Consider the following 19,076-nt stretch of genomic DNA (forward strand, 5'->3'; position numbering starts at 1 on the left):
CGCTCAACAGGTCAAACGCGATTGATCAACGCAGATCATTTGATCCCGATCCCTTGACGTCTGATCGGAGGCCGTCCCAAGATAGCGGTCAACCCGTCCCGACCTGCTCAAATCGGGTGATCGGGTACCTACCCGGCGTTTCCAGGACCCCCACAGGAGCCGTGCCATGTCCTCTCCCGCTCTCCATCGCCGCAGAGCCCTTCGTCTCGCCGCCGCCGCCACCGCCACCGTTCTGGGCGTGACCCTGCTCGCCGCGTGCGGCAGCGACGGCGACAAGTCGGCGTCGGGCTCCGACGCGGGCAGCGACGGCAAGCCGGTCGCGCTCACCTTCTGGGGCTGGGCCAAGGGCACCAAGGACGTGGTGCAGGCGTTCAACGCCTCCCACCCGAACATCCAGATCACCTTCGAGGAGATCCCGTCCGGCAACGCCGGCGGCTACGCCAAGATCTCCAACGCGGTGAAGGCCGGCAACGCCCCCGACGTGTTCAACGTCGAGTACCCGCAGCTGCCGGACTTCGTCAGCCAGGGCGCGGTGCAGGACATCAGCAAGCTGGTCTCCGCCGACCTGAAGGGCAAGTACCTGCCCCAGTCGATGGAGCTGACCACGCTGGGCGGCTCCACCTGGGCGCTGCCGCTGGACGCCTCCCCGCAGGCCCTGTACTACCGCAAGGACCTGTTCGAGAAGGCCGGGGTGGCCGTCCCGAAGACCTGGGACGAGTTCAAGGACGCCGCGGCGAAGCTGAAGGCCGCCGACGCCAACACCCGGATCGCCACCTTCTTCCCGGACGACCCGAGCACCTTCGAGGCGATGGCCTGGCAGGCCGGCGCCAAGTGGTTCGGCACCAGCGGCGACAGCTGGAAGGTCGACATGGGCGGCGCCGAGACCAAGAAGGTCGCCGACTACTGGCAGGGCCTGATCGCCGACGACCTGGTCCGCGTGCAGCCCTCGTTCAGCCAGCAGTGGACCGCCTCGCTGCAGAAGGGCGAGACCGCCGCGTACCTGGGCGCCGCGTGGGGCGGCGGCGTGCTGAAGTCCACCCTCGGCACCGACCCGGCCGCCAACGGCAAGTGGGCGGTCGCCCCGATGCCGAGCTGGGACGGCCAGCCGGCGTCCGGCATGCTCGGCGGCACCACCTTCGCGGTCTCCAAGGACAGCAAGAAGGCCAAGGCCGCGGTCGAGTTCGCCACCTGGGCGACCACCACCCCCGAGGGCATCCAGGCCCGCATCGCCTCCGGCGCCTCCTCCGCCTACCCGGCCGACCCGGAGCTGATCCCGGTCGCCAAGGCCGCGTTCAAGACCGACTTCTACGGCGGCCAGGACATCTACGCGATCTACCAGGACGCCGCCAAGTCCATCAAGCCGAACTGGTCCTGGGGCCCGTCGATGGGCGCCACCAACACCTCGATGAAGGACGCCTTCGGCAAGCTCGGCCAGGGCACCACCGTGCCGTCCGCCGTCGACACCGCCCAGCAGGCCACCCTCGCCGAGCTGAAGAACCGCGGTCTGAAGGTGGCCGGCTGATGTCCGGCACCACGTCCGTCCCGGGCGGCGGCACCCCCGCCGCCGCCCGGGGCGGTTCCGCCGGAACGCGGGCCCCGCGCAGGCGCCGGGCCCCGTTCGGCGCCCCGGTCGTGCTGCTCGCCCCGTTCCTGGTGCTGTTCACCGCGTGCACGCTGATCCCGATCGGCTACGCGATCTACCTCAGCCTGTTCAGCGAGCGCCGTTCCGGCCTCGGCTTCGGCGGCGCCACCACCCAGGTGTTCACCGGCCTCGGCAACTACACCCGGGCGCTCGGCGACGCCGCGTTCCGCGACGGCTTCTGGAACACCGCCCAGTACTGCCTGCTGTACATCCCGCTGATGCTCGGCCTGTCGCTGGCCGTCGCGCTGCTGCTGGACTCCGCGCTGGCCCGCGCCAAGCGGTTCTTCCAGCTCGCGCTGTTCCTGCCGCACGCCGTGCCCGGCATCATCGCCGCCCTGGTGTGGACCTACCTGTACACCCCCGGCATCAGCCCCGTGATCGACGCGCTCAACTCGGCCGGCGCCCAGGTCGACGTGTTCGGCCACCCGCTGCCCGCGATCGTCAACATCGCGGTCTGGGAGTGGACCGGCTACAACATGGTGATCTTCTACGCTGCGCTGCAGGCCATCCCGCGCGAGGTGCTGGAAGCCGCCGTGGTCGACGGCGCCGGGCCGCTGCGCACCGCGTTCAGCGTGAAGATCCCGCTGATCCGCGCCTCCGTGGTGATGGTCGGACTGTTCACCGTGATCGGCTCGCTCCAGCTGTTCACCGAGCCGGTGATCCTGCACGACGTCGCCCCCGGCGTGGTCTCCACCTGGACCCCCAACATGTACGCCTACTCCGCCGCGTTCGAACGGGGCGACTACGGCCTGGCCGCCGCGTCCTCGGTGATCCTCGCCCTGGTCGCCGCCGCGCTGTCCTTCGTGGTCACCCGCTTCACCCGCGGCCGCGACGAGAAGCGGGCCGGGAAGCGGACCCCGAAGCCGACCGAGCACCGGACGGAGACCGCCCGATGAGCAGCACCCTCACCCCCGTCCGCCCCGCCGCGGACACCGCCGCGCCGCCGCGCCGCCGCCCCTGGACGCTGTCGAAGACCGCCGTCAACGGGGCGCTGGTGCTGGCCACCCTGTACACCCTGCTGCCGCTCGGCTGGCTGCTCACCGCCTCCGCGAAGAACACCGCCGACCTGATCGGCGGCCGCTCGCTCGGCGCGGGCAACTTCCACCTCGGCCAGAACCTGCACGAACTGGCCACCACCGGCGACGGCATCTACTTCCGCTGGTACCTCAACTCCCTGCTGTACGCCGGGATCGGGGCCCTGCTGTGCGCGCTGATCTGCGTCGGCGCCGGCTACGCGTTCCACGTCTACGGTTTCCCCGGCAAGGAGAAGCTGTTCGGCGTGGTGCTGCTCGGCGTGCTGGTTCCCACCACCGCGCTCGCCCTGCCGATGTACCTGCTGGCCTCCCAGCTGCACCTCGTGAACACCTACTGGGCGGTGCTGCTGCCCTCGCTGGTCAACCCGTTCGGGGTGTACCTGGCCCGGGTGTTCTGCGCCGGCTACCTGCCCGGCGAGACGCTGGAGGCCGCCCGGATGGACGGCGCGAGCGAACTGCGGATCTTCTGGTCGATCGGCCTGAAGATGGTCATGCCCGGCTTCGTCACCATCTTCCTGTTCCAGTTCACCGCCATCTGGAACAACTTCTTCCTGCCGCTGGTGATGCTCTCCGACAACCGGCTCTTCCCGGTCAGCCTCGGTCTGTACACCTGGAACGCCCAGACCCACGCCTTCCCCGAGTACTACCCGCTGGTGGTCACCGGCTCGCTGCTCGCCATTCTGCCGCTGGTCATCGCCTTCGTGCTGCTCCAGCGCCACTGGAAGGCCGGAATGACCGCCGGCAGCGTCAAGTAACCACCTCCGTTTCCACTGCGCCTTCTGGGGAGCCCCGCCATGCCCAACTCCGCGCCCGTCGAGGCATCGCCCTCCGCCGCCACTGTCCGGACCCGCCCGCGCGCCCTGCTCGCCATGCACCGCGACCTCGCCGCCCGGCTGATCTCCGCCGACACCATGGCCCGGATGGTCGAACTCGCCGACCTCGACCCGGAGTTGGTCATCGACGACTTCTCCTCCCCGGAGGGTGCGGCCGCACTCGCCTCCGCCGAGGTGATCATCAGCAGCTGGGGCTGCCCCCCGCTCACGGACACCGTGCTGGCCGCCGCGCCCGAGCTCCGCGCCGTCCTGCACGCGGCCGGCTCGGTCAAGCACCACATCACCGACGCCTGCTGGGACCGCGGCCTCGGCATCACCTCCGCCGCGTACGCGAACGCCCTGCCGGTCGCCGAATTCACCGTCGCCGCCGTGCTGTTCAGCAACAAGCCGGTGCTCCGGCTGGCCGCCGACTACCGCGCCCGGCGGGCCCCGCACGACTGGCAGGCCGGGTACGCGGAGGTCGGCAACTACCGGCGCACCGTCGGCATCGTCGGCGCCTCCCGGATCGGACGCCGGGTCCTGGAGCTGCTCGCCCCGTACGACTTCGAACTCCTGCTCCACGACCCCTACGTGACGGCCGATCAGGCCGCCTCGATGGGCGCGGAGTTGGTCTCGATGGACGAACTGTGCACCCGCTCCGACGTGTTGAGCGTGCACGCGCCCGAACTCCCGGAGACCAGGCACCTGGTGGACGCCCGCCGGATCGCCCTGCTGCCCGACGGCGCGACCCTGATCAACACCTCCCGCGGCTCCCTGATCGACCAGGACGCCCTCACCGCCGAGCTGGTCACCGGCCGCATCCACGCCGTGCTCGACGTCACCGTCCCCGAGACGCTCCCCGCCGACTCCCCGCTCTACGACCTGCCCAACGTCCTCCTCACCCCCCACATCGCGGGCTCCCTGGGCGGCGAACTCCACCGGATGGCCGCCGCCGCGGCCGACGAACTCGCCCGCTACACCGAGGGGTTGCCGTTCGCGCACCCGGTCACCCGCGAGGAGATCGCCCGCACCGCGTAGCCGTGCCGAGCGAGGCCCCGCCGCCCCGGAAAAGGGCCGGTGGGGCCTTCTGCGTGGTACGCGAACTTTGGCTCTTTATCGTGCAGCCCGCACCGGCCGCCCTCCCCGATACTGCTGGTCATGAACGGACGAGCAGCTTCCCGGTTCCTCGCCTCCCTCGCCGCCTGCGCGGCCGGCGCCGCCCTGCTGGTGGGCGTCCAGGCCGGCCCAGCGGCCGCGGAAGTCTTCTGCGGCTCCCACTCGGTGGACGGCGCCATCTGGACCGAGTACACCCAGACGCCCGGCGTGCGGCAGGCCCTCGGCTGCCCCACCAGCGACGAACTCGGCCTGCCCGACGGAGTGGGCCGCCGTCAGGTCTTCGACAACGGCTCGATCTACTGGAGCCCCGGCACCGGGGCGCACGCCGTGTGGGGGCTCGTCGGCCAGGAATGGGCCCAACACGGCTGGGAGGGCGGCTACATGGGCTACCCGCTCACCGACGAGCTGCGCAACCCCGACGGGATCGGCGTCCGCCAGCAGTTCCAGAACGCCACGGTCTACTGGTCGCCCAACACCGGGGCGCACGCGGTGCACGGCAACATCGGCTGGTGGTGGGGCCAGTACGGCTACGAGACGGGGACGTACGGCTACCCCACCAGCGACGAGTACAACGCCGGACACGTCGGCGGCAACGTCGACGACAACAACGGCGTCCGCCAGGACTTCCAGTCCGGCAAGTACCTGCTGTGGAGTGGCGGCCAGGCCGACGCTTTCGAGGCCTGCCAGAGCGCGTGCATCGGCTACGGCGGGACCACCGACACCAAGTGGGTGGTCAGGACCGAGGTCTACGTCAACTGGTCCGACAGCCGCCTGACGTCCGTCCACGTCACCCCGACGGCCGCCGCGTTCAAGACCGTCCTGGGAACCGACGACGCCGCCAGCGACCTGAACGAGGACTGGCGGCAGGTGTGGTCCAACACGCGGATGTTCCCCGGCGCCACCCAGGCCGAACAGAACTCGACCTTCCAACAGCTGATGTGCCACGCGGAGTTCTCCTACCCCAACACCAGCGGCGGCCACTTCGGCGGCCCGACCTGGGACCTGGAGACGTGGCGCCCCGTGCTCACCGGGAACAGCGACACGATCCTCAGGAAGATGCTGTCGTCCAAGTGCAACTGGGACACCGACTCGTAGCCCGCGCCCGGCGGCTGTCCGAGGCGTGGGACGATCCGTCTCGCACAGCCGCGGCAGGGCAGGATCGGGGCTGCCCTGTTGTCGTCGTGGTGGAGTGGCTCCCGTGAGTGTCGTCGAGATCCCCGGTTCGAAGTCGGTCACCGCGCGTGCGCTGTTCCTGGCAGCGGCGGCGGAGGGCGTCACCACGCTGGTGCGGCCGCTGGTCTCGGACGACACGGAGGGGTTCGCCGAGGGGCTGCTCGCGCTGGGGTACGAGGTGGCGCGGGAGGCGGGCGAGTGGCGGATCGGGGGGCGGCCGCAGGGGCCGAGGACGGACGGGGCACGGGTGTTCTGCCGGGACGGGGCGACGACGGCGCGGTTCCTGCCGGCGCTGGCCGCGGCGGGCCGGGGGACGTTCCACTTCGACGCGTCGGCGCAGATGCGGCGGCGGCCGCTCGGGCCGTTGACCACGGCGCTGCGGGAGCTGGGCGTCGAGGTGGAGTGCCACGGGGAGGAGGGCCACCACCCGTTGAGCGTGCGGACGGGCGGCGTGGCGGGCGGCGAGGTGACGCTGGACGCCGGCCTGTCCTCGCAGTACCTGACGGCGTTGCTGCTGCTCGGCCCGCTGACCCGGAGCGGGCTGCGGATCCGGGTCACCGACCTGGTCTCCGCCCCGTACGTGGAGATCACGCTCGCGATGATGCGCAGCTTCGGCGTCGAGGTCGAGCGCGAGGGCGACCTCTTCAGCGTGCCGCCCGGCGGTTACACGGCGACGCGGTACGCGATCGAGCCGGACGCGTCCACGGCGTCGTACTTCTTCGCGGCGGCCGCGGTGACGGGGCGTGAGGTGACCGTCGACGGGCTCGGACGCGGCGCCCTCCAGGGCGACCTGCGGTTCGTCGAGGTGCTGGAGCGGCTGGGCGCGAAGGTGGAGATCGGGGCGGACGCGACCACCGTCAAGGGCGGGGAGCTCACCGGCGGGACCGTCAACATGCGGGACATCTCCGACACCATGCCGACCCTCGCCGCGATCGCGCCGTTCGCGTCGGGGCCGGTGCGGATCGAGGACGTGTACAACACCCGGGTCAAGGAGTGCGACCGGCTGGACGCCTGCGCCGAGAACCTGCGGCGGCTGGGCGTCGACGTGGCGACGGGGCGGGACTGGATCGAGATCCGGCCCGGGGCGCCGAAGGCGGCGGAGATCGCCACCCGCGGCGACCACCGGATCGTCATGTCGTTCGCCGTCACGGGACTGCGCACGCCCGGGATCGCGTTCGACGACCCCGGGTGCGTGCGCAAGACCTTCCCTGGCTTCCACGAGGCGTTCGCCGCCTGGGCCGGGTAGCCGACAGGTCAGTCCTTCACGGCGCCGCCGAGTCCGGACACCATGTGCCGCTGGACCAGGACGAAGAAGATCAGCACCGGGACGGTCATCAGGGTGGAGGCGGCCATGATGCCGCCCCAGTCGTTCTCGTCCGGCTTGAAGAACACCATCAGGGCCGCCGGCAGCGTCTGGTGGTCGGTGTCCAGGATCAGTGTCTTGGCGAACACGAAGTCGTTCCAGGCGGTGATGAACGAGAACACGCTGGTCGCCGCCAGGCCGGGCGCGACCAGCGGGAAGAGGATGCGCCACAGGATGGTGAAGCGGCTGGCGCCGTCGATCCGGGCGGCCTCCTCCAGCGACTCGGGGACGGCGGCGACGAAGCCGCGCAGCATCCAGACCGCGAACGGCAGCGAGAACGCCAGGTTGACCAGCATCAGCGCGCCCAGCGAGGACAGGCCGAAGCCGGGGGCGACCGTGCCGATGTCGCGGATCAGGAAGAACAGCGGGATGGTGAGAGCCTCGACGGGCACCATCTGGGCGACCAGGAACATGATCAGAATGGTCGTCCGGAACCGGAACTTGAACCGGGACAGCGCCACCGCCGCCAGGAAGGCGATCGCGGCGGAGACCACCACCACGACCACGGCGACCGCCAGGCTGTTCAGGAAGTACCGGCCGAAGCCCGAGACCCCCAGCGCGTTGCGGAAGTTGTCGAGCGTCGGGGCGAACGTCCACGGGCGCGGGTGGGCGGAGGTGATCTCACCCTTCGGCTTCAGCGCCGAGAGCACCATCCAGTACAGCGGGAAGACGGTCAGCAGGGCGAGCACGATCGCCACCGCGTTCGCGCCCTGCCTCAGAACGCGACTGTCGCGCTTCACAGTTCCTCCCCGGAGCGGCGCAGGCTGCGGATGTACACGGCGGTGACGGCCAGCAGGATCAGCGTCATCAGGACGCCGATGGCCGCGCCGAGGCTGTAGTTCTCCGCGACGAAGGCCTTCTGGTAGGCGTACACGTTGAGGACGAGGTTCTGGCCGGCGATGCCGCCGCCCCCGGTCATCACGTAGATCTGGGTGAAGACCTTGAAGTCCCAGATGATCGACTGGATCACCACGATCACCAGCAGCGGCCGCAGCATCGGCAGCATGATCCGGCGGAAGATCGTGGCGGTGCCGGCGCCGTCCAGGCGGGCGGCCTCCAGGATCGAGTCCGGGATGGCCTGGATGCCCGCGTAGAGGGTGATCATCACGAACGGGAAGCTGTGCCAGACCACGACCACGGCGACCATCGCGAACGCCGACCACTTGTCGTACATCCAGTTGTGGCCCTGGGTGCCGAGGATCTCGTTGACCAGGCCGGAGTTGGTGTCCAGCAGGAACATCCACACCGTGGAGCCGGTCATCGCGGGCGCGGCCCACGCGCCGAGCGCGCCGAACATCAGCAGCAGCCGCGGCCACTTGCCGACCCGGGTCAGCAGCACCGCGCAGACCGCGCCGACCACCAGGGTGGCGACGACGCAGAACGCGGCGAACGCCAGGGTCTGGCCGAGCACCGACCAGAACTGCGAATCGCCCAGCACGTCGGTGTAGTTCGACAGTCCGACGAACTCGGTCGGAACCCCGCCGGAGGCCTGCGGCTGCCCGAACTTGAGCACCGACAGCAGGCCCAGCTGGTACAGCGGATAGCCGAACAGCGGGATCAGCACCAGCGCGGCCGGCAGCAGCAGCCACAGCGGGACGGGGATCCGGGCGAGCGGCCCGGATCGGCGGCGACCCTTCGCGGGGGCGCCGCCCGCCGGGCGGACCGGGGAGTCCCCGTGGTCCGCCCGGGCGGTGACGGTCGTGGCAGGCATCGACAACTTCCGCTTCTCGTCTACAGGTTGACGGCTACTTGCCGCTGAACGAGGTGTTCATCGCGGCCGCCGCCTCCTTGGTCGCGGCAGCCACGTCGGCCTTGCCGGTGATCACCTTCTGCAGCATCGTCGGCACCACGTTCTGGGCGTCGATCTTCGCCCAGGCGGCGTCCTTCGGGACGAACTTGGTGCCCGCCTCGATGGTGTCGGTGAACGGCTTCAGCCACGGCTGCTTCTGCACCACCTCGGCCCGCGCCGAAGTCAGCGTGGGCAGGTTGCCCATCGCGTCGAAGAGCGCCAACTGGTTCTTCTTGGAGGCCAGTTCCTTGATGAAGTCGACGGCCAGGCTGCGGTGCTGAGTGGACTTCATGACGCCCAGGTCGTTGCCGCCGGAGAAGGCCGGCGCGATCTTCCCGGCCTCGGCGCCGGGCAGCGGGACGATCGCGTACTTGCCCTTGGCGGCGCCCGCCTCCACCGCGCTGCGCGAGGAGTTCGGCAGGATCGCCATGCCGGCCTTGCCGGCGGCGAACGACTCCACCGTCTTGCCGCCGGTCAGGTCGGCGCACTGCTGCGCCGGACAGATCCCGTCCGTGAACAGGTCGGTGTACGCCTTCACGCCCGCCTGCGACTTCTCCGAGTCGAGCGCCGAGGTGTACGCCGAACCGTTCGCCGTCGCCAGGTCGCCGCCGTTCGCCCAGACGAACGGCAGCGCGCCGAAGGTGTACTTGCCGCCGACTGCGATGCCCAGCATGTCGCCGTGCGCCGAACGGACCTTCTCCGCCGCCGACTTCAGCTCCGCGTAGCTGGTCGGCGCGGCCAGGCCCAGCTCGGTGAACACGTCGGTGCGGTAGTACAGCGCGCGCACGCCCAGCCACCACGGCAGGCCGTACGTCTTGCCGTCCACCACCGCGGTGTCCTTCAGGTCCTGCGGCAGGTCCTTGCCCTCCTCCCAGTTCGCCAGGTCGGAGGTGATGTCGGCGAGGCCGCCCGACGCGGTGTAGCCGAACAGGTCGGTGTTGCCGAACTCCACCACGTCCGGCGCGGAGGACGGATCGTTGAACGCGCCCTTCATCTTCTCCGCGCGCGGACCGGCGTCCGTCGGAATGTACGACACCTGCACGTCCACGCCCGCGTGCTTCGCCTTGAAGTCGGCGACGGCCTGCGCCACCACCTGCTCCTTCGGCGCCCGGTTCGCCTCGTCGTACAGCCACACCTTCACGGTGCCGGTCTGCTTGTCCTCCGACGAGGCGGTCTTGGCGGTGCCCGGCGCGCAGGCCGTCGCCACGGTGCCCGCCAGCACGGCAAGGGCGGCACCACGGGCCAGCTTCTTCATGCTCAACGTCATCTCCTCGCCGAAAAGCGGGATGTACCTGCACGATCCGGAGAAAACTCGGACATGCGGTGGGGGATCGGTGTGAGCGGGACATTAGAAAGCCGCCGGGCGCGCCGACAAGAGCAGAGCGCGAAAGTTCTGCACTGCAAAACGATGTGCTGCGGAACTGGCACCACGCCCCGACGCGCCGTAGCGTCACACCCCATGACCAGCACCGCCGCCGACAGCCGGCCTGCCGACCGACCGGAACGCAACCAGTCCGCGTCGCTGCGCCGCGCCCTGGCGGTGCTCGAACACGTCCGCGACCATGCCGCGGCCGGGACGGACCTCAGCCTCACCGCGCTCGCCGAAGGCCTCGGCATGTCGAAATCCACCGTGCTGCGGCTCGCCGCGCCCCTGGTCGACGCCCAGCTGCTGGCCCGCGACCGCGACACCGGCCACTTCCGGCTCGGCCCCGGCGCCCTCCAGCTCGGCCAGGCCTACCTGGCCACCCTCGACCTGCGCACCGCCGCCTCCGAGGAGGCCCACCACCTGATGCGCGAGGTCGGCGGCACCGTCCACCTGTGCGTCCCCGACGCGCCGTACGTGGTCTACGTCGACAAGGTCGAGAACGAGACCGCCGTCCGGATGGCCTCCCGGATCGGCAGCCGCGCCCCCATGTACTGCACCGCCGTCGGCAAGGCCATGCTCGCCTGGATGCCCGAGGACGCCTTCGCCACCGTGGTCTCCCACGGCCTCCCCGCGATCACCCCCCGCACGCTGACCTCGGCCGCCGCCCTGCGCACCGAACTCACCCGCATCCGCACCCGCGGCTACGCCGTCGACGACCGCGAGAACGAACCCGAGGTCCGCTGCATCGCCGCCCCCGTCTTCGACCACAACAACACCGTCATCGGCGCGATCTCCACCTCCGCCCTCACCTCCCGCATCACCGCCGCCCGCGCCCGCGAACTCGGCCCGGTGGTCGCCGCCACCGCCGCCCGCGTCTCCCGAACAATGGGCTCCACCCGCTGACGGCTACACCGGGATCAGCCGGACCCGGCCCCCGCAGAGCTCGGTGAGATCGTCGATGTCCGACGTCAGCACCACCACGGGTCGCTGCTGGCGCAGGGCGAGTTCGGCCACGACGGCGTCGACCGGGGCCCGCCGTCAGGCCTCCGCGGGGGCTGCGGGCTCGCGGCGGAGTTTGGTGCCGAGGCGGTCGAGGGCGACGACCAGGGCGGCGAGGACGACGAACTCCAGGGTGAGCTGGACCATTTGGAGGCCGACCCAGGCGTAGCCCTTCTCGGTGGGGTCGAGGAAGAAGTAGGGGTAGCGGAGGGGGAAGTCCGGGAAGGCGGCGGCGCGGGCCTCGGTGAGGAAGGCGTAGCCGAGGGGGTAGGAGAGCCAGAGCGGGAGGTCGCGCCAGCGGGAGGCGTTGCGGGGGGAGAGCAGCAGCCAGTCGGCGAGCACCATCAGGGGGGTGGTGTAGTGCAGGAAGAAGCTCGACCAGTGCTGGAGGCGGTCGGGGCCGGAGACCAGGCCGGGCAGCGGGTTCTCGCCGTGGTTGAGCAGCACGTGCGCGACGATGCCGGTGATGGTGATGTACAGGACGACGGCGCCGCGCAGCCGGGGCGCGGGGGCGTCCGCCGTGTCGCGCTTGACCATCCAGTAGACCGCGCCGAGGAAGTAGCCGAGCACCAGCACGTTGCTCTGGAGCGTGAAGTACACCAGTGAGCTGTTGCTGAGGTAGATCCCCAGGAACGCGGACAGGGCGATGGCGCTGCGCCACCACAGGGCGGGGCGGGTCCAGACGGTCATGCGGTCACCGGTGTTCGTCTCGCTGGTGCCCCCCGTGGGCACGACTGATCGCCGCACTCTACCTGCCGGTTCGACGGTCCGAAAAGATCACTGGCCGGTGGACGGGCCCGCCCTGTACGGGAGTTCGGCGCCGGTCAGAGCGGGAGGTGCGCCGGGTTGTGGGTGTGGCTCTCGATGCCGGTCTCGGCCCGGCCGGCCAGCTGGTGGGCGAGGTCGTGGCACGCACGGGCCGCCGCCAGCTCCTCGCCGATGACGCTGTCGCCGTCGTCGACGGGATTTCGGCGGGCCATGCCTTTGCCTTCGGCGCCGGGGGCGCTGAAGCCGCTGAGCGAGGCGGTGCAGGTGGTGCGGGACTCGTCCTCTTCGAAGTTCAGGTCGACGACCCAGTGGTTCTGCATGACGTGTCACCTTCCCGTGCACCGGCGACGGGCGGCCGGTGCGCCTTCCTCCCAGCGTCCGCCCGCTCCCGCCGGGGAGCAAGGGGCGGCGTCCGGGGCCGGTCAGGCGAAGTGCAGCTCGGGGTCGGTGACCTGCCCGGCGCCGAGCGTCCGGGCGTCGTCGCGGTAGCTGGTCGAGGTCTGCCACGGCCCCCGGTCGCCCTGCCGGGGCAGGTCGTCGACGGCGCGCCGGATGTAGCCGGCCGCGAAGTCCAGGAACGGCCGGGTGGGCATCGCCGGGTCCGCGACCTCGGGCCGGCAGATCCGGTACCCCTGCCGGTCCATGTGGGCCAGCAGGCGGCAGAAGTGCTCGCACAGCAGGCCGATCTTCAGCGTCCAGGAGGAGTTGGTGTAGCCGATCGCGTACGCGAAGTTGGGGACGCCGGAGAGCATCATGCCCTTGAACGCGACGGTCCCGGCGAGCCGCACCGGCTCGCCGTCCACGCTCATCGGGATCCCGCCGAACGCCTGCACGTTCAGCCCGGTCGCGGTGACCACGAGGTCCGCCGTCAGCTCCCGTCCGGACTCCAGCAGCACCCCGTGCTCGGTGAAGGTGCGGATCCGGTCGGTGACCACCGTCGCCCGGCCGCTGCGGATCGCCTTGAACAGGTCGCCGCCCGGGACGGCGCACAGCCGCTGGTCCCACGGGTCGTACGGCGGGCTGAAGTGCTCGTCCACCGGGTAGCCCTCGGGCAGTTGGCGGGTGTTCACCCAGCGGATGATCTTCCGGGCGGCCTTCGGGTGCCGTTGGCAGAACGACCAGACCGCGTACTGCTGGGCGATGTTCTTGCGCCGGGTCAGCGCGTAGCCGCGCTCGTCGCCGAGCAGGCGGCGCAGCAGGTTGGCGAGGTGGTCGCGGCGCGGCACCGGCATGACGTACGTGGGCGTGCGCTGGAGCATCGTCACCTGCCGGGCCCGCCGGGCCATCGCGGGCACCAGGGTGACGGCGGTCGCGCCGCTGCCGATCACCAGGACGCGCTTGCCGGTGTGGTCGAGGTCCTCCGGCCAGTGCTGCGGGTGGACGACGGTGCCGGTGAACCGTTCCAGCCCCGCGAACTCCGGGGTGAAGCCCTGGTCGTAGCGGTAGTAGCCCATCGCGCAGAACAGCCAGTCGCAGGTCAGCGTCACCTGCTCGCCGGTGTCGACGCGTTCCACCCGGACGCTCCAGCGGGCGTCCGCCGTCGACCAGGACGCCTCCAGCACCCGGTGCTGGTAGCGGATCCGGTCCTGCAAACCGTTCTCCCGGACGGTTTCGCGCAGGTAGGAGAGGATCTGCGGGGCGTCGGCTATCGACTCCTTCTCCCGCCACGGCTTGAACGCGTAGCCGAAGGTGTGCAGGTCCGAGTCGGACCGGATGCCCGGGTAGCGGAACAGGTCCCAGGTGCCGCCGAGCTCCGCCCGGGCCTCCAGGACCGCGAACGACCTGCCGGGCGACTCGGCCGTCAGGTAGCGGGCCGCGCCGATGCCGGAGATCCCGGCGCCGACGATCAGCACGTCCAGGTGCTCGACGGGCGCGGCGGCCCTCTCGTGGGGCGCGGCAGCGGCGGCGGTGGACACGGGCGACTCCTGAGGGTGACGGGCCGGACCCCGCCATCGTCCTCAAAGCGCACGGCAGTTGCCCAGGTTCAACCTGCACCGTACTGCGCCTTTCCCGGTGCACTGTGCACCACTACCGTGACGGGCATGCCGCCGCTGCCCCCGCCCCGGATCCGGAGACTGATCCGCCAGGGCGCCGAGATCGCCCTCAACCCGCAGCCCGAGTGGCTGGCCGAACTCGACGCCGCGACCCTCGCCGGCGAGACCCGGCGGCCGATCGCCGCCGACCCCGTCCTCTCGGCCGGCCTGCGCCGCGTCAACCGGGCCAACCTGCTGCGCTGGGCCGCCGCCAACGTCACCGCCCCCGGCGCGCCCGTCCCCCCGGCCCCCGAGGGCGAGGAACAGCGGCTCATCGCCCGCGACATCGTCCGCCGCGGGCTGGACGAACCCGCCCTCGACTCCTACCGCGCCGGCGAGAGCGTCGCCGTCCGCCTGTGGACCCGGATCGCCTGCTCCCTCACCACCGACCCCGAGGAACTGCGCGACCTGCTGGAAGTGTCACTGCGCTCCATCTCCGCGTTCGTGGACGCTTGCGTCGGCGAGATGTCCGCGCTGCTGCGGGCCGAACGCGCCGCCCTCACCGGCTCCAATCACGCCGAGCGACTGCACGCCGTCACCCTGCTGCTGGACGGCGCCCCGATCGCCCGGGCCCGCGCCGAGGCCCGGCTCGGCTACCCCCTCGCCGGCCCCCACACCGCGGCCGTGCTGTGGGTCGACGACCTGGACGCGGACTTCGCCCAACTCGACCGCGCCGCCGACCTGCTGGCCGCGGCGGCAGGCCGCCCGCCGGTCCTCGACGTCACCGCGAGCGCGGCCACCCGCTGGCTCTGGACCGCCGCCCGCCCCGACCCGTCCGTCCTCCGCGCCGGCCTGGACCGGCTCCCCGCCGTCCGGATCGCCCTCGGCCCCGCCGCCACCGGCGTCAACGGCTTCCGCCGCAGCCACCTCGACGCCCTCACCACCCAACGCATGCTGGCCCGCCTCGCCTCCGTCCAACGCCTCGCCTCCCACGACGAGATCGAACTCGTCTCCCTCCTCACCCAGGACCTCGAAGGCGCCGACCGCTTCGTCCGCCGCGTCCTCGGCGCCCTCGACGGCCCCCCGGCCGAAGCCGTCCGCGCCTACCTCGCCGAACAGTGCAACGCGACCCGTGCCGCGACCCGCCTCTTCACCCACCGCAACACCCTCCTGCGCCGCCTCGCCCACGCCGACACGTTGCTGCCGCGGCCCCTTCACGAGAACCCGCTCGAAGTGGCTGCGGCCCTGGAGATCCGCAAATGGCAGGCCAGGGGCGCCGGGAGCCGCGCGGAGGGGAACGCACCCCACCGCAGGATCGCGACGCAGGGCGACGACCTGCCCGTGATCGCGACCTCGCGGACGTGATGTGCGCTCGTCGCACCCGGGGCGGGCTCTTGTTACCGGCGAGTCGCATCCCTATCATCGCCACTGTGACAGCTTCACTGTCAAACCTGGGAGGCGGCCGCCGATGACCCCCGCAACACCCCCCGCCCCGGCTGTCGGGCCGCTTGCGGGTGTCCGTGTCCTGGAGCTGGCGGGCATCGGGCCCGGGCCGTTCGCCGCGATGCTGCTCGCCGATCTGGGGGCGGATGTGGTGCGGGTGGACCGTCCGGGCGGGCAGGTGCTCGGGCCGGCTCCGGAGCAGGACCTGACCAACCGCAACAAGCGCTCCGTCGTGGTGGACCTGAAGGCGGCGGACGGCCCCGGCCTGGTGCTGGAGCTGGCGGCGCGCGCCGATCTGCTGATCGAGGGCTACCGGCCGGGCGTCGCGGAGCGGCTGGGCGTCGGCCCGGAACAGTGCCTGGCGCGGAATCCGGCGCTGGTGTACGGCCGGATGACCGGCTGGGGCCAGGACGGCCCGCTCGCCGATCGGGCGGGGCACGACATCACGTACCTGGCGACCTCCGGCGTCCTCGGTCTGATCGGCGACGCGGACGGGCCCCCGGCGATCCCCGCCAACCTGCTGGGCGACTACGCGGGCGGCTCGCTGTACCTGGTGATCGGCCTGCTGGCCGGCCTGCACCACGCCCGGGCCACCGGCACCGGGCAGGTCGTCGACGCCGCGATCGTGGACGGCGCGGCCCACCTGTCCACCATGCTGTGGGGCCTGCTCGGCGCCGGCCTGTGGCAGGACCGGCGGGGCGTCAACCTGCTGGACGGCGGCGCCCCCTGGTACGGCACGTTCGCCACCGCCGACGGCAGGTGGATGGCCGTCGGCCCGCTGGAACCGCAGTTCTACGCCGAGTTCGCCCGCCTGCTGGAGCTCGGCGAGGACGCCCCGGCCCAGTACGACCTGCCCCGCTGGCCCGAGCTGCGCGAGCGCATCGAGCGGCGTTTCGCCACCCGCACCCAGGCCGACTGGACGGCGCTCTTCGAGGGCCACGACGCCTGCGTGGCACCCGTCCTGACGCTCCGTCAAGCACAGGAGCATCCCCACCTGGCGGCCCGCGGCAGCTACACCGAGCAGCACGGCACCGTGCAGCCCGGCGTCGCCCCGAGGTTCTCCGCGACGCCGGCCGCGCTGCGCACCGCGCCCGCCCGGCCCGGCGCGCACACCGCCGAGGTCGCCCGCGACTGGGCAGTCCCCGCACTCGACCCGAACGCCTCCTGAAGGAGAGACCCGTGCAGCGCGAGCTCTACACCGAGGAACACGAGGACTTCCGGGAGAGTGTCCGGGCCTTCCTCGCCAAGGAGGTCATCCCGCACCACGCCCGCTGGGAGCAGCAGGGCATCGTCGACCGTGACGCCTGGCTGGCCGCCGGGCGGGCGGGGCTGCTCGGCCTCGCCGTGGACGAGCAGTACGGCGGCGGGGGCAGCCCGGACTTCCGGTTCGCGGCGGTGCTGGCCGAGGAGTTCACCCGGGTCGGCGCCAGCGGCCTGGCGGTCGGGCTGCACAACGACATCATCGGCCCGTACCTGACGGGGCTGGCCACCGAGGAGCAGAAGCGGCGCTGGCTGCCCGGGTTCTGCTCCGGCGAGCTGATCAGCGCGATCGCGATGACCGAGCCGGACACCGGTTCCGACCTCCAGGCGATCCGCACCACGGCCGTCGACGCCGGCGACCACTACGTGCTGAACGGCTCGAAGACCTTCATCTCCAACGGCATCCTGGCGGACCTGGTCGTGGTGGTGGCGAAGACCACCGAGGAGGGCGGCGCGCACGGGCTGAGCCTGCTGGTGGTGGAGCGCGGCATGCCGGGCTTCGAACGCGGCCGCAACCTCGACAAGATCGGCCAGAAGGCGCAGGACACCGCCGAGCTGTTCTTCCAGGACGTGCGGGTGCCGAAGGCGAACCTGCTCGGCGAGGAGAACCAGGGCTTCCTGTACCTGATGCGCAACCTCGCGCAGGAGCGGCTGGCGATCGCGGTCGCGGCGATCGCCGGCGCGGAGTTCGTGCTGGAGGAGACCACGGCGTACGTCAAGCAGCGCACCGCGTTCGGGCGTCCGCTGGCCAAGCTCCAGCACGTGCGTTTCGAGATCGCCGAGCTGGCCACCGAGTGCGCCGTCACCCGGGCGTTCGTGGACCGCTGCGTGCTGGAGCACAACAGGTACAACCTGACGCCGGTGGACGCCTCGATGGCCAAGTGGTGGGCCACCGAACTGCAGAAGCGCACCGCCGACCGCTGCCTGCAACTGCACGGCGGCTCCGGCTACATGAGCGACAGCGCGGTCGCCCGGGCGTTCACCGACGGGCGCGTCCAGACCATCTACGGCGGCACCACCGAGATCATGAAAGAGATCGTCGGCCGCTCCCTGCTCGGCTGAACCCCGGCCGACCCACCCGTCTGAAAGGCAGTCACACCGTGACCACCGAAGCGTACGTCTACGACGCGATCCGCACCCCGCGCGGACGCGGCAAGCAGACCGGCTCCCTGCACGGCACCAAGCCGATCGACCTGGTGGTCGGCCTGATCCACGAACTCCGCCGGCGCTTCCCGACCCTGGACCCGGCCGCGATCGACGACATCGTGCTCGGCGTGGTCAGCCCGATCGGCGACCAGGGCTCCGACATCGCCCGGGTCGCGGCGATCGCCGCGGGCCTGCCCGACACGGTGGCCGGCGTGCAGGAGAACCGCTTCTGCGCGTCCGGCCTGGAGGCCGTCAACCTGGCCGCGGCGAAGGTCCGTTCGGGCTGGGAGGACCTGATCCTGGCCGGCGGCGTGGAGTCGATGTCCCGGGTGCGGATGGGCTCGGACGGCGGCGCCTGGTTCGCCGACCCGATGACGGCGTACGAGACGGGCTTCATCCCGCAGGGCATCGGCGCCGACCTGATCGCCACCATCGAGGGCCTGTCCCGCACCGACGTGGACGCGTTCGCCGCCGAGTCGCAGGCCCGCGCCGCGAAGGCGCAGGCCGACGGCCTGTTCGACCGTTCGGTGGTGCCGGTGCGCGACCGCAACGGCCTGGTGGTGCTCGGCCGTGACGAGTTCATCCGTCCCGGCACCACCGTGGAGACGCTGGCCGGCCTGAAGCCGTCCTTCGCGGACATCGGCGACCTCGGCGGGTTCGACGCCGTCGCGCTGCAGAAGTACCACTGGGTGGAGTCCATCGACCACGTCCACCACGCCGGCAACTCCTCCGGCATCGTGGACGGCGCGGCGCTGGTCGCGATCGGCTCGAAGGAGATCGGCGAGCGCTACGGCCTCACCCCGCGGGCCCGGATCGTCTCCGCCGCGGTCTCCGGCTCCGAGCCGACCATCATGCTCACCGGCCCCGCCCCCGCCACCCGCAAGGCCCTCGCCAAGGCCGGCCTGACCGCCGCAGACATCGACCTGGTGGAGATCAACGAGGCGTTCGCCGCCGTCGCGCTCCGCTTCATGCGCGAACTCGGCTTCCGGTCCGACCAGGTGAACGTCAACGGCGGCGCGATCGCGCTCGGCCACCCGCTCGGCGCGACCGGCGCGATGCTGATCGGCACCCTGATCGACGAGCTGGAGCGCCGCGACCTGCGCTACGGCCTCGCCACCCTGTGCGTGGGCGGCGGCATGGGCATCGCCACCGTCATCGAGCGCATCTGACCACCCGTCCACTCACGTACTCC

Annotated in this window: 17 protein-coding genes; 11 read left to right on the plus strand and 6 right to left on the minus strand. The window is 71.5% G+C overall.

Features of this window, described 5'->3' with window-relative positions:
- Positions 1 to 166 precede the first annotated feature (166 nt).
- From ACI1MP_RS28430 to aroA, 6 genes are all read left to right on the plus strand, one after another.
- Positions 167 to 1,522: an ABC transporter substrate-binding protein gene (locus tag ACI1MP_RS28430; protein ID WP_387997171.1), complete on the plus strand. Its 1,356-nt coding sequence runs from the start codon at positions 167 to 169 to the stop codon at positions 1,520 to 1,522.
- Positions 1,522 to 2,538 carry a carbohydrate ABC transporter permease gene (locus tag ACI1MP_RS28435; protein ID WP_404869770.1) on the plus strand — a complete coding sequence of 339 codons (1,017 nt, stop codon included), beginning with the start codon at positions 1,522 to 1,524 and terminating at the stop codon, positions 2,536 to 2,538. Before ACI1MP_RS28430 ends, ACI1MP_RS28435 begins: the two co-directional genes overlap by 1 nt.
- The gene (locus ACI1MP_RS28440; protein WP_380336835.1) at positions 2,535 to 3,431 is read left to right on the plus strand and encodes a carbohydrate ABC transporter permease; all 897 of its coding nucleotides are present in this window, start codon (positions 2,535 to 2,537) and stop codon (positions 3,429 to 3,431) included. Before ACI1MP_RS28435 ends, ACI1MP_RS28440 begins: the two co-directional genes overlap by 4 nt.
- Before the next feature lie 39 nt (positions 3,432 to 3,470).
- On the plus strand, positions 3,471 to 4,526 hold the full coding sequence (locus ACI1MP_RS28445; protein ID WP_380336834.1) for a hydroxyacid dehydrogenase: 1,056 nt from the start codon (positions 3,471 to 3,473) through the stop codon (positions 4,524 to 4,526).
- A gap of 120 nt (positions 4,527 to 4,646) precedes the next feature.
- Positions 4,647 to 5,699, plus strand: a complete 1,053-nt coding sequence (locus ACI1MP_RS28450; RefSeq protein WP_380336831.1) for a DUF2599 domain-containing protein — start codon at positions 4,647 to 4,649, stop codon at positions 5,697 to 5,699.
- A gap of 103 nt (positions 5,700 to 5,802) precedes the next feature.
- Positions 5,803 to 7,023: a 3-phosphoshikimate 1-carboxyvinyltransferase gene (aroA, locus tag ACI1MP_RS28455; protein WP_380336829.1), complete on the plus strand. Its 1,221-nt coding sequence runs from the start codon at positions 5,803 to 5,805 to the stop codon at positions 7,021 to 7,023.
- A gap of 8 nt (positions 7,024 to 7,031) precedes the next feature.
- Here aroA and ACI1MP_RS28460 read toward each other — a convergent pair whose 3' ends face one another.
- From ACI1MP_RS28460 to ACI1MP_RS28470, 3 genes are read right to left on the minus strand one after another with little or no spacing between them, the layout of a single operon-like run.
- Positions 7,032 to 7,880, minus strand: a complete 849-nt coding sequence (locus ACI1MP_RS28460; protein WP_404869771.1) for a carbohydrate ABC transporter permease — start codon at positions 7,878 to 7,880, stop codon at positions 7,032 to 7,034.
- Complete coding sequence (locus tag ACI1MP_RS28465) at positions 7,877 to 8,851, minus strand: carbohydrate ABC transporter permease (RefSeq protein WP_100586851.1); 975 nt, start codon at positions 8,849 to 8,851, stop codon at positions 7,877 to 7,879. The genes ACI1MP_RS28460 and ACI1MP_RS28465 overlap by 4 nt, the downstream gene beginning before the upstream one ends.
- A 34-nt stretch (positions 8,852 to 8,885) precedes the next feature.
- Entirely contained in the window at positions 8,886 to 10,184 is a 1,299-nt protein-coding gene (locus ACI1MP_RS28470) for an extracellular solute-binding protein (RefSeq protein ID WP_043913185.1), read from the minus strand.
- Positions 10,185 to 10,388: 204 nt separating this feature from the next.
- Here ACI1MP_RS28470 and ACI1MP_RS28475 point away from each other — a divergent pair, with 204 nt between their 5' ends.
- On the plus strand, positions 10,389 to 11,198 hold the full coding sequence (locus ACI1MP_RS28475) for an IclR family transcriptional regulator (protein ID WP_043913183.1): 810 nt from the start codon (positions 10,389 to 10,391) through the stop codon (positions 11,196 to 11,198).
- 135 nt (positions 11,199 to 11,333) lie between these two features.
- Here the strand turns inward: ACI1MP_RS28475 and ACI1MP_RS28480 are convergent, their stop codons facing one another.
- The 3 genes from ACI1MP_RS28480 to ACI1MP_RS28490 form a co-directional block, all read right to left on the minus strand.
- Positions 11,334 to 11,984 (minus strand): Pr6Pr family membrane protein, encoded by a 651-nt coding sequence (locus tag ACI1MP_RS28480; protein ID WP_380336825.1) that lies wholly within the window; start codon positions 11,982 to 11,984, stop codon positions 11,334 to 11,336.
- Positions 11,985 to 12,118: 134 nt separating this feature from the next.
- The gene (locus ACI1MP_RS28485; RefSeq protein WP_100586848.1) at positions 12,119 to 12,382 is read right to left on the minus strand and encodes a DUF1876 domain-containing protein; all 264 of its coding nucleotides are present in this window, start codon (positions 12,380 to 12,382) and stop codon (positions 12,119 to 12,121) included.
- A 102-nt stretch (positions 12,383 to 12,484) separates the two neighbouring features.
- The gene (locus ACI1MP_RS28490) at positions 12,485 to 13,978 is read right to left on the minus strand and encodes a flavin-containing monooxygenase (RefSeq protein ID WP_380336822.1); all 1,494 of its coding nucleotides are present in this window, start codon (positions 13,976 to 13,978) and stop codon (positions 12,485 to 12,487) included.
- Between the two features lie 126 nt (positions 13,979 to 14,104).
- Between ACI1MP_RS28490 and ACI1MP_RS28495 the strand changes: the two genes are divergently transcribed.
- The 4 genes from ACI1MP_RS28495 (at position 14,105) to ACI1MP_RS28510 (ending at position 19,053) form a co-directional block, all read left to right on the plus strand.
- Positions 14,105 to 15,400 (plus strand): PucR family transcriptional regulator, encoded by a 1,296-nt coding sequence (locus tag ACI1MP_RS28495; RefSeq protein WP_404869772.1) that lies wholly within the window; start codon positions 14,105 to 14,107, stop codon positions 15,398 to 15,400.
- A gap of 103 nt (positions 15,401 to 15,503) precedes the next feature.
- Positions 15,504 to 16,646, plus strand: a complete 1,143-nt coding sequence (locus ACI1MP_RS28500) for a CaiB/BaiF CoA transferase family protein (RefSeq protein ID WP_380336818.1) — start codon at positions 15,504 to 15,506, stop codon at positions 16,644 to 16,646.
- A gap of 11 nt (positions 16,647 to 16,657) precedes the next feature.
- The gene (locus ACI1MP_RS28505; protein WP_363473318.1) at positions 16,658 to 17,800 is read left to right on the plus strand and encodes an acyl-CoA dehydrogenase family protein; all 1,143 of its coding nucleotides are present in this window, start codon (positions 16,658 to 16,660) and stop codon (positions 17,798 to 17,800) included.
- Between the two features lie 38 nt (positions 17,801 to 17,838).
- Positions 17,839 to 19,053, plus strand: a complete 1,215-nt coding sequence (locus ACI1MP_RS28510) for an acetyl-CoA C-acetyltransferase (protein WP_043913164.1) — start codon at positions 17,839 to 17,841, stop codon at positions 19,051 to 19,053.
- Positions 19,054 to 19,076: the final 23 nt, after the last annotated feature.

This window comes from Kitasatospora griseola (genome assembly GCF_044999035.1).
GTDB lineage: Bacteria > Actinomycetota > Actinomycetes > Streptomycetales > Streptomycetaceae > Kitasatospora > Kitasatospora griseola.

Coding starts and splice junctions, on each gene's coding strand:
- ACI1MP_RS28430 (WP_387997171.1), top strand. CDS start 167: ATGTCCTCTCCCGCTCTCCATCGCCGCAGAGCCCTTCGTCTCGCCGCC.
- ACI1MP_RS28450 (WP_380336831.1), top strand. CDS start 4,647: ATGAACGGACGAGCAGCTTCCCGGTTCCTCGCCTCCCTCGCCGCCTGC.
- ACI1MP_RS28485 (WP_100586848.1), bottom strand. CDS start 12,382: ATGCAGAACCACTGGGTCGTCGACCTGAACTTCGAAGAGGACGAGTCC.
- ACI1MP_RS28445 (WP_380336834.1), top strand. CDS start 3,471: ATGCCCAACTCCGCGCCCGTCGAGGCATCGCCCTCCGCCGCCACTGTC.
- ACI1MP_RS28475 (WP_043913183.1), top strand. CDS start 10,389: ATGACCAGCACCGCCGCCGACAGCCGGCCTGCCGACCGACCGGAACGC.
- ACI1MP_RS28480 (WP_380336825.1), bottom strand. CDS start 11,984: ATGACCGTCTGGACCCGCCCCGCCCTGTGGTGGCGCAGCGCCATCGCC.
- ACI1MP_RS28440 (WP_380336835.1), top strand. CDS start 2,535: ATGAGCAGCACCCTCACCCCCGTCCGCCCCGCCGCGGACACCGCCGCG.
- ACI1MP_RS28465 (WP_100586851.1), bottom strand. CDS start 8,851: ATGCCTGCCACGACCGTCACCGCCCGGGCGGACCACGGGGACTCCCCG.
- ACI1MP_RS28470 (WP_043913185.1), bottom strand. CDS start 10,184: ATGAAGAAGCTGGCCCGTGGTGCCGCCCTTGCCGTGCTGGCGGGCACC.
- ACI1MP_RS28495 (WP_404869772.1), top strand. CDS start 14,105: ATGCCGCCGCTGCCCCCGCCCCGGATCCGGAGACTGATCCGCCAGGGC.
- ACI1MP_RS28435 (WP_404869770.1), top strand. CDS start 1,522: ATGTCCGGCACCACGTCCGTCCCGGGCGGCGGCACCCCCGCCGCCGCC.
- ACI1MP_RS28500 (WP_380336818.1), top strand. CDS start 15,504: ATGACCCCCGCAACACCCCCCGCCCCGGCTGTCGGGCCGCTTGCGGGT.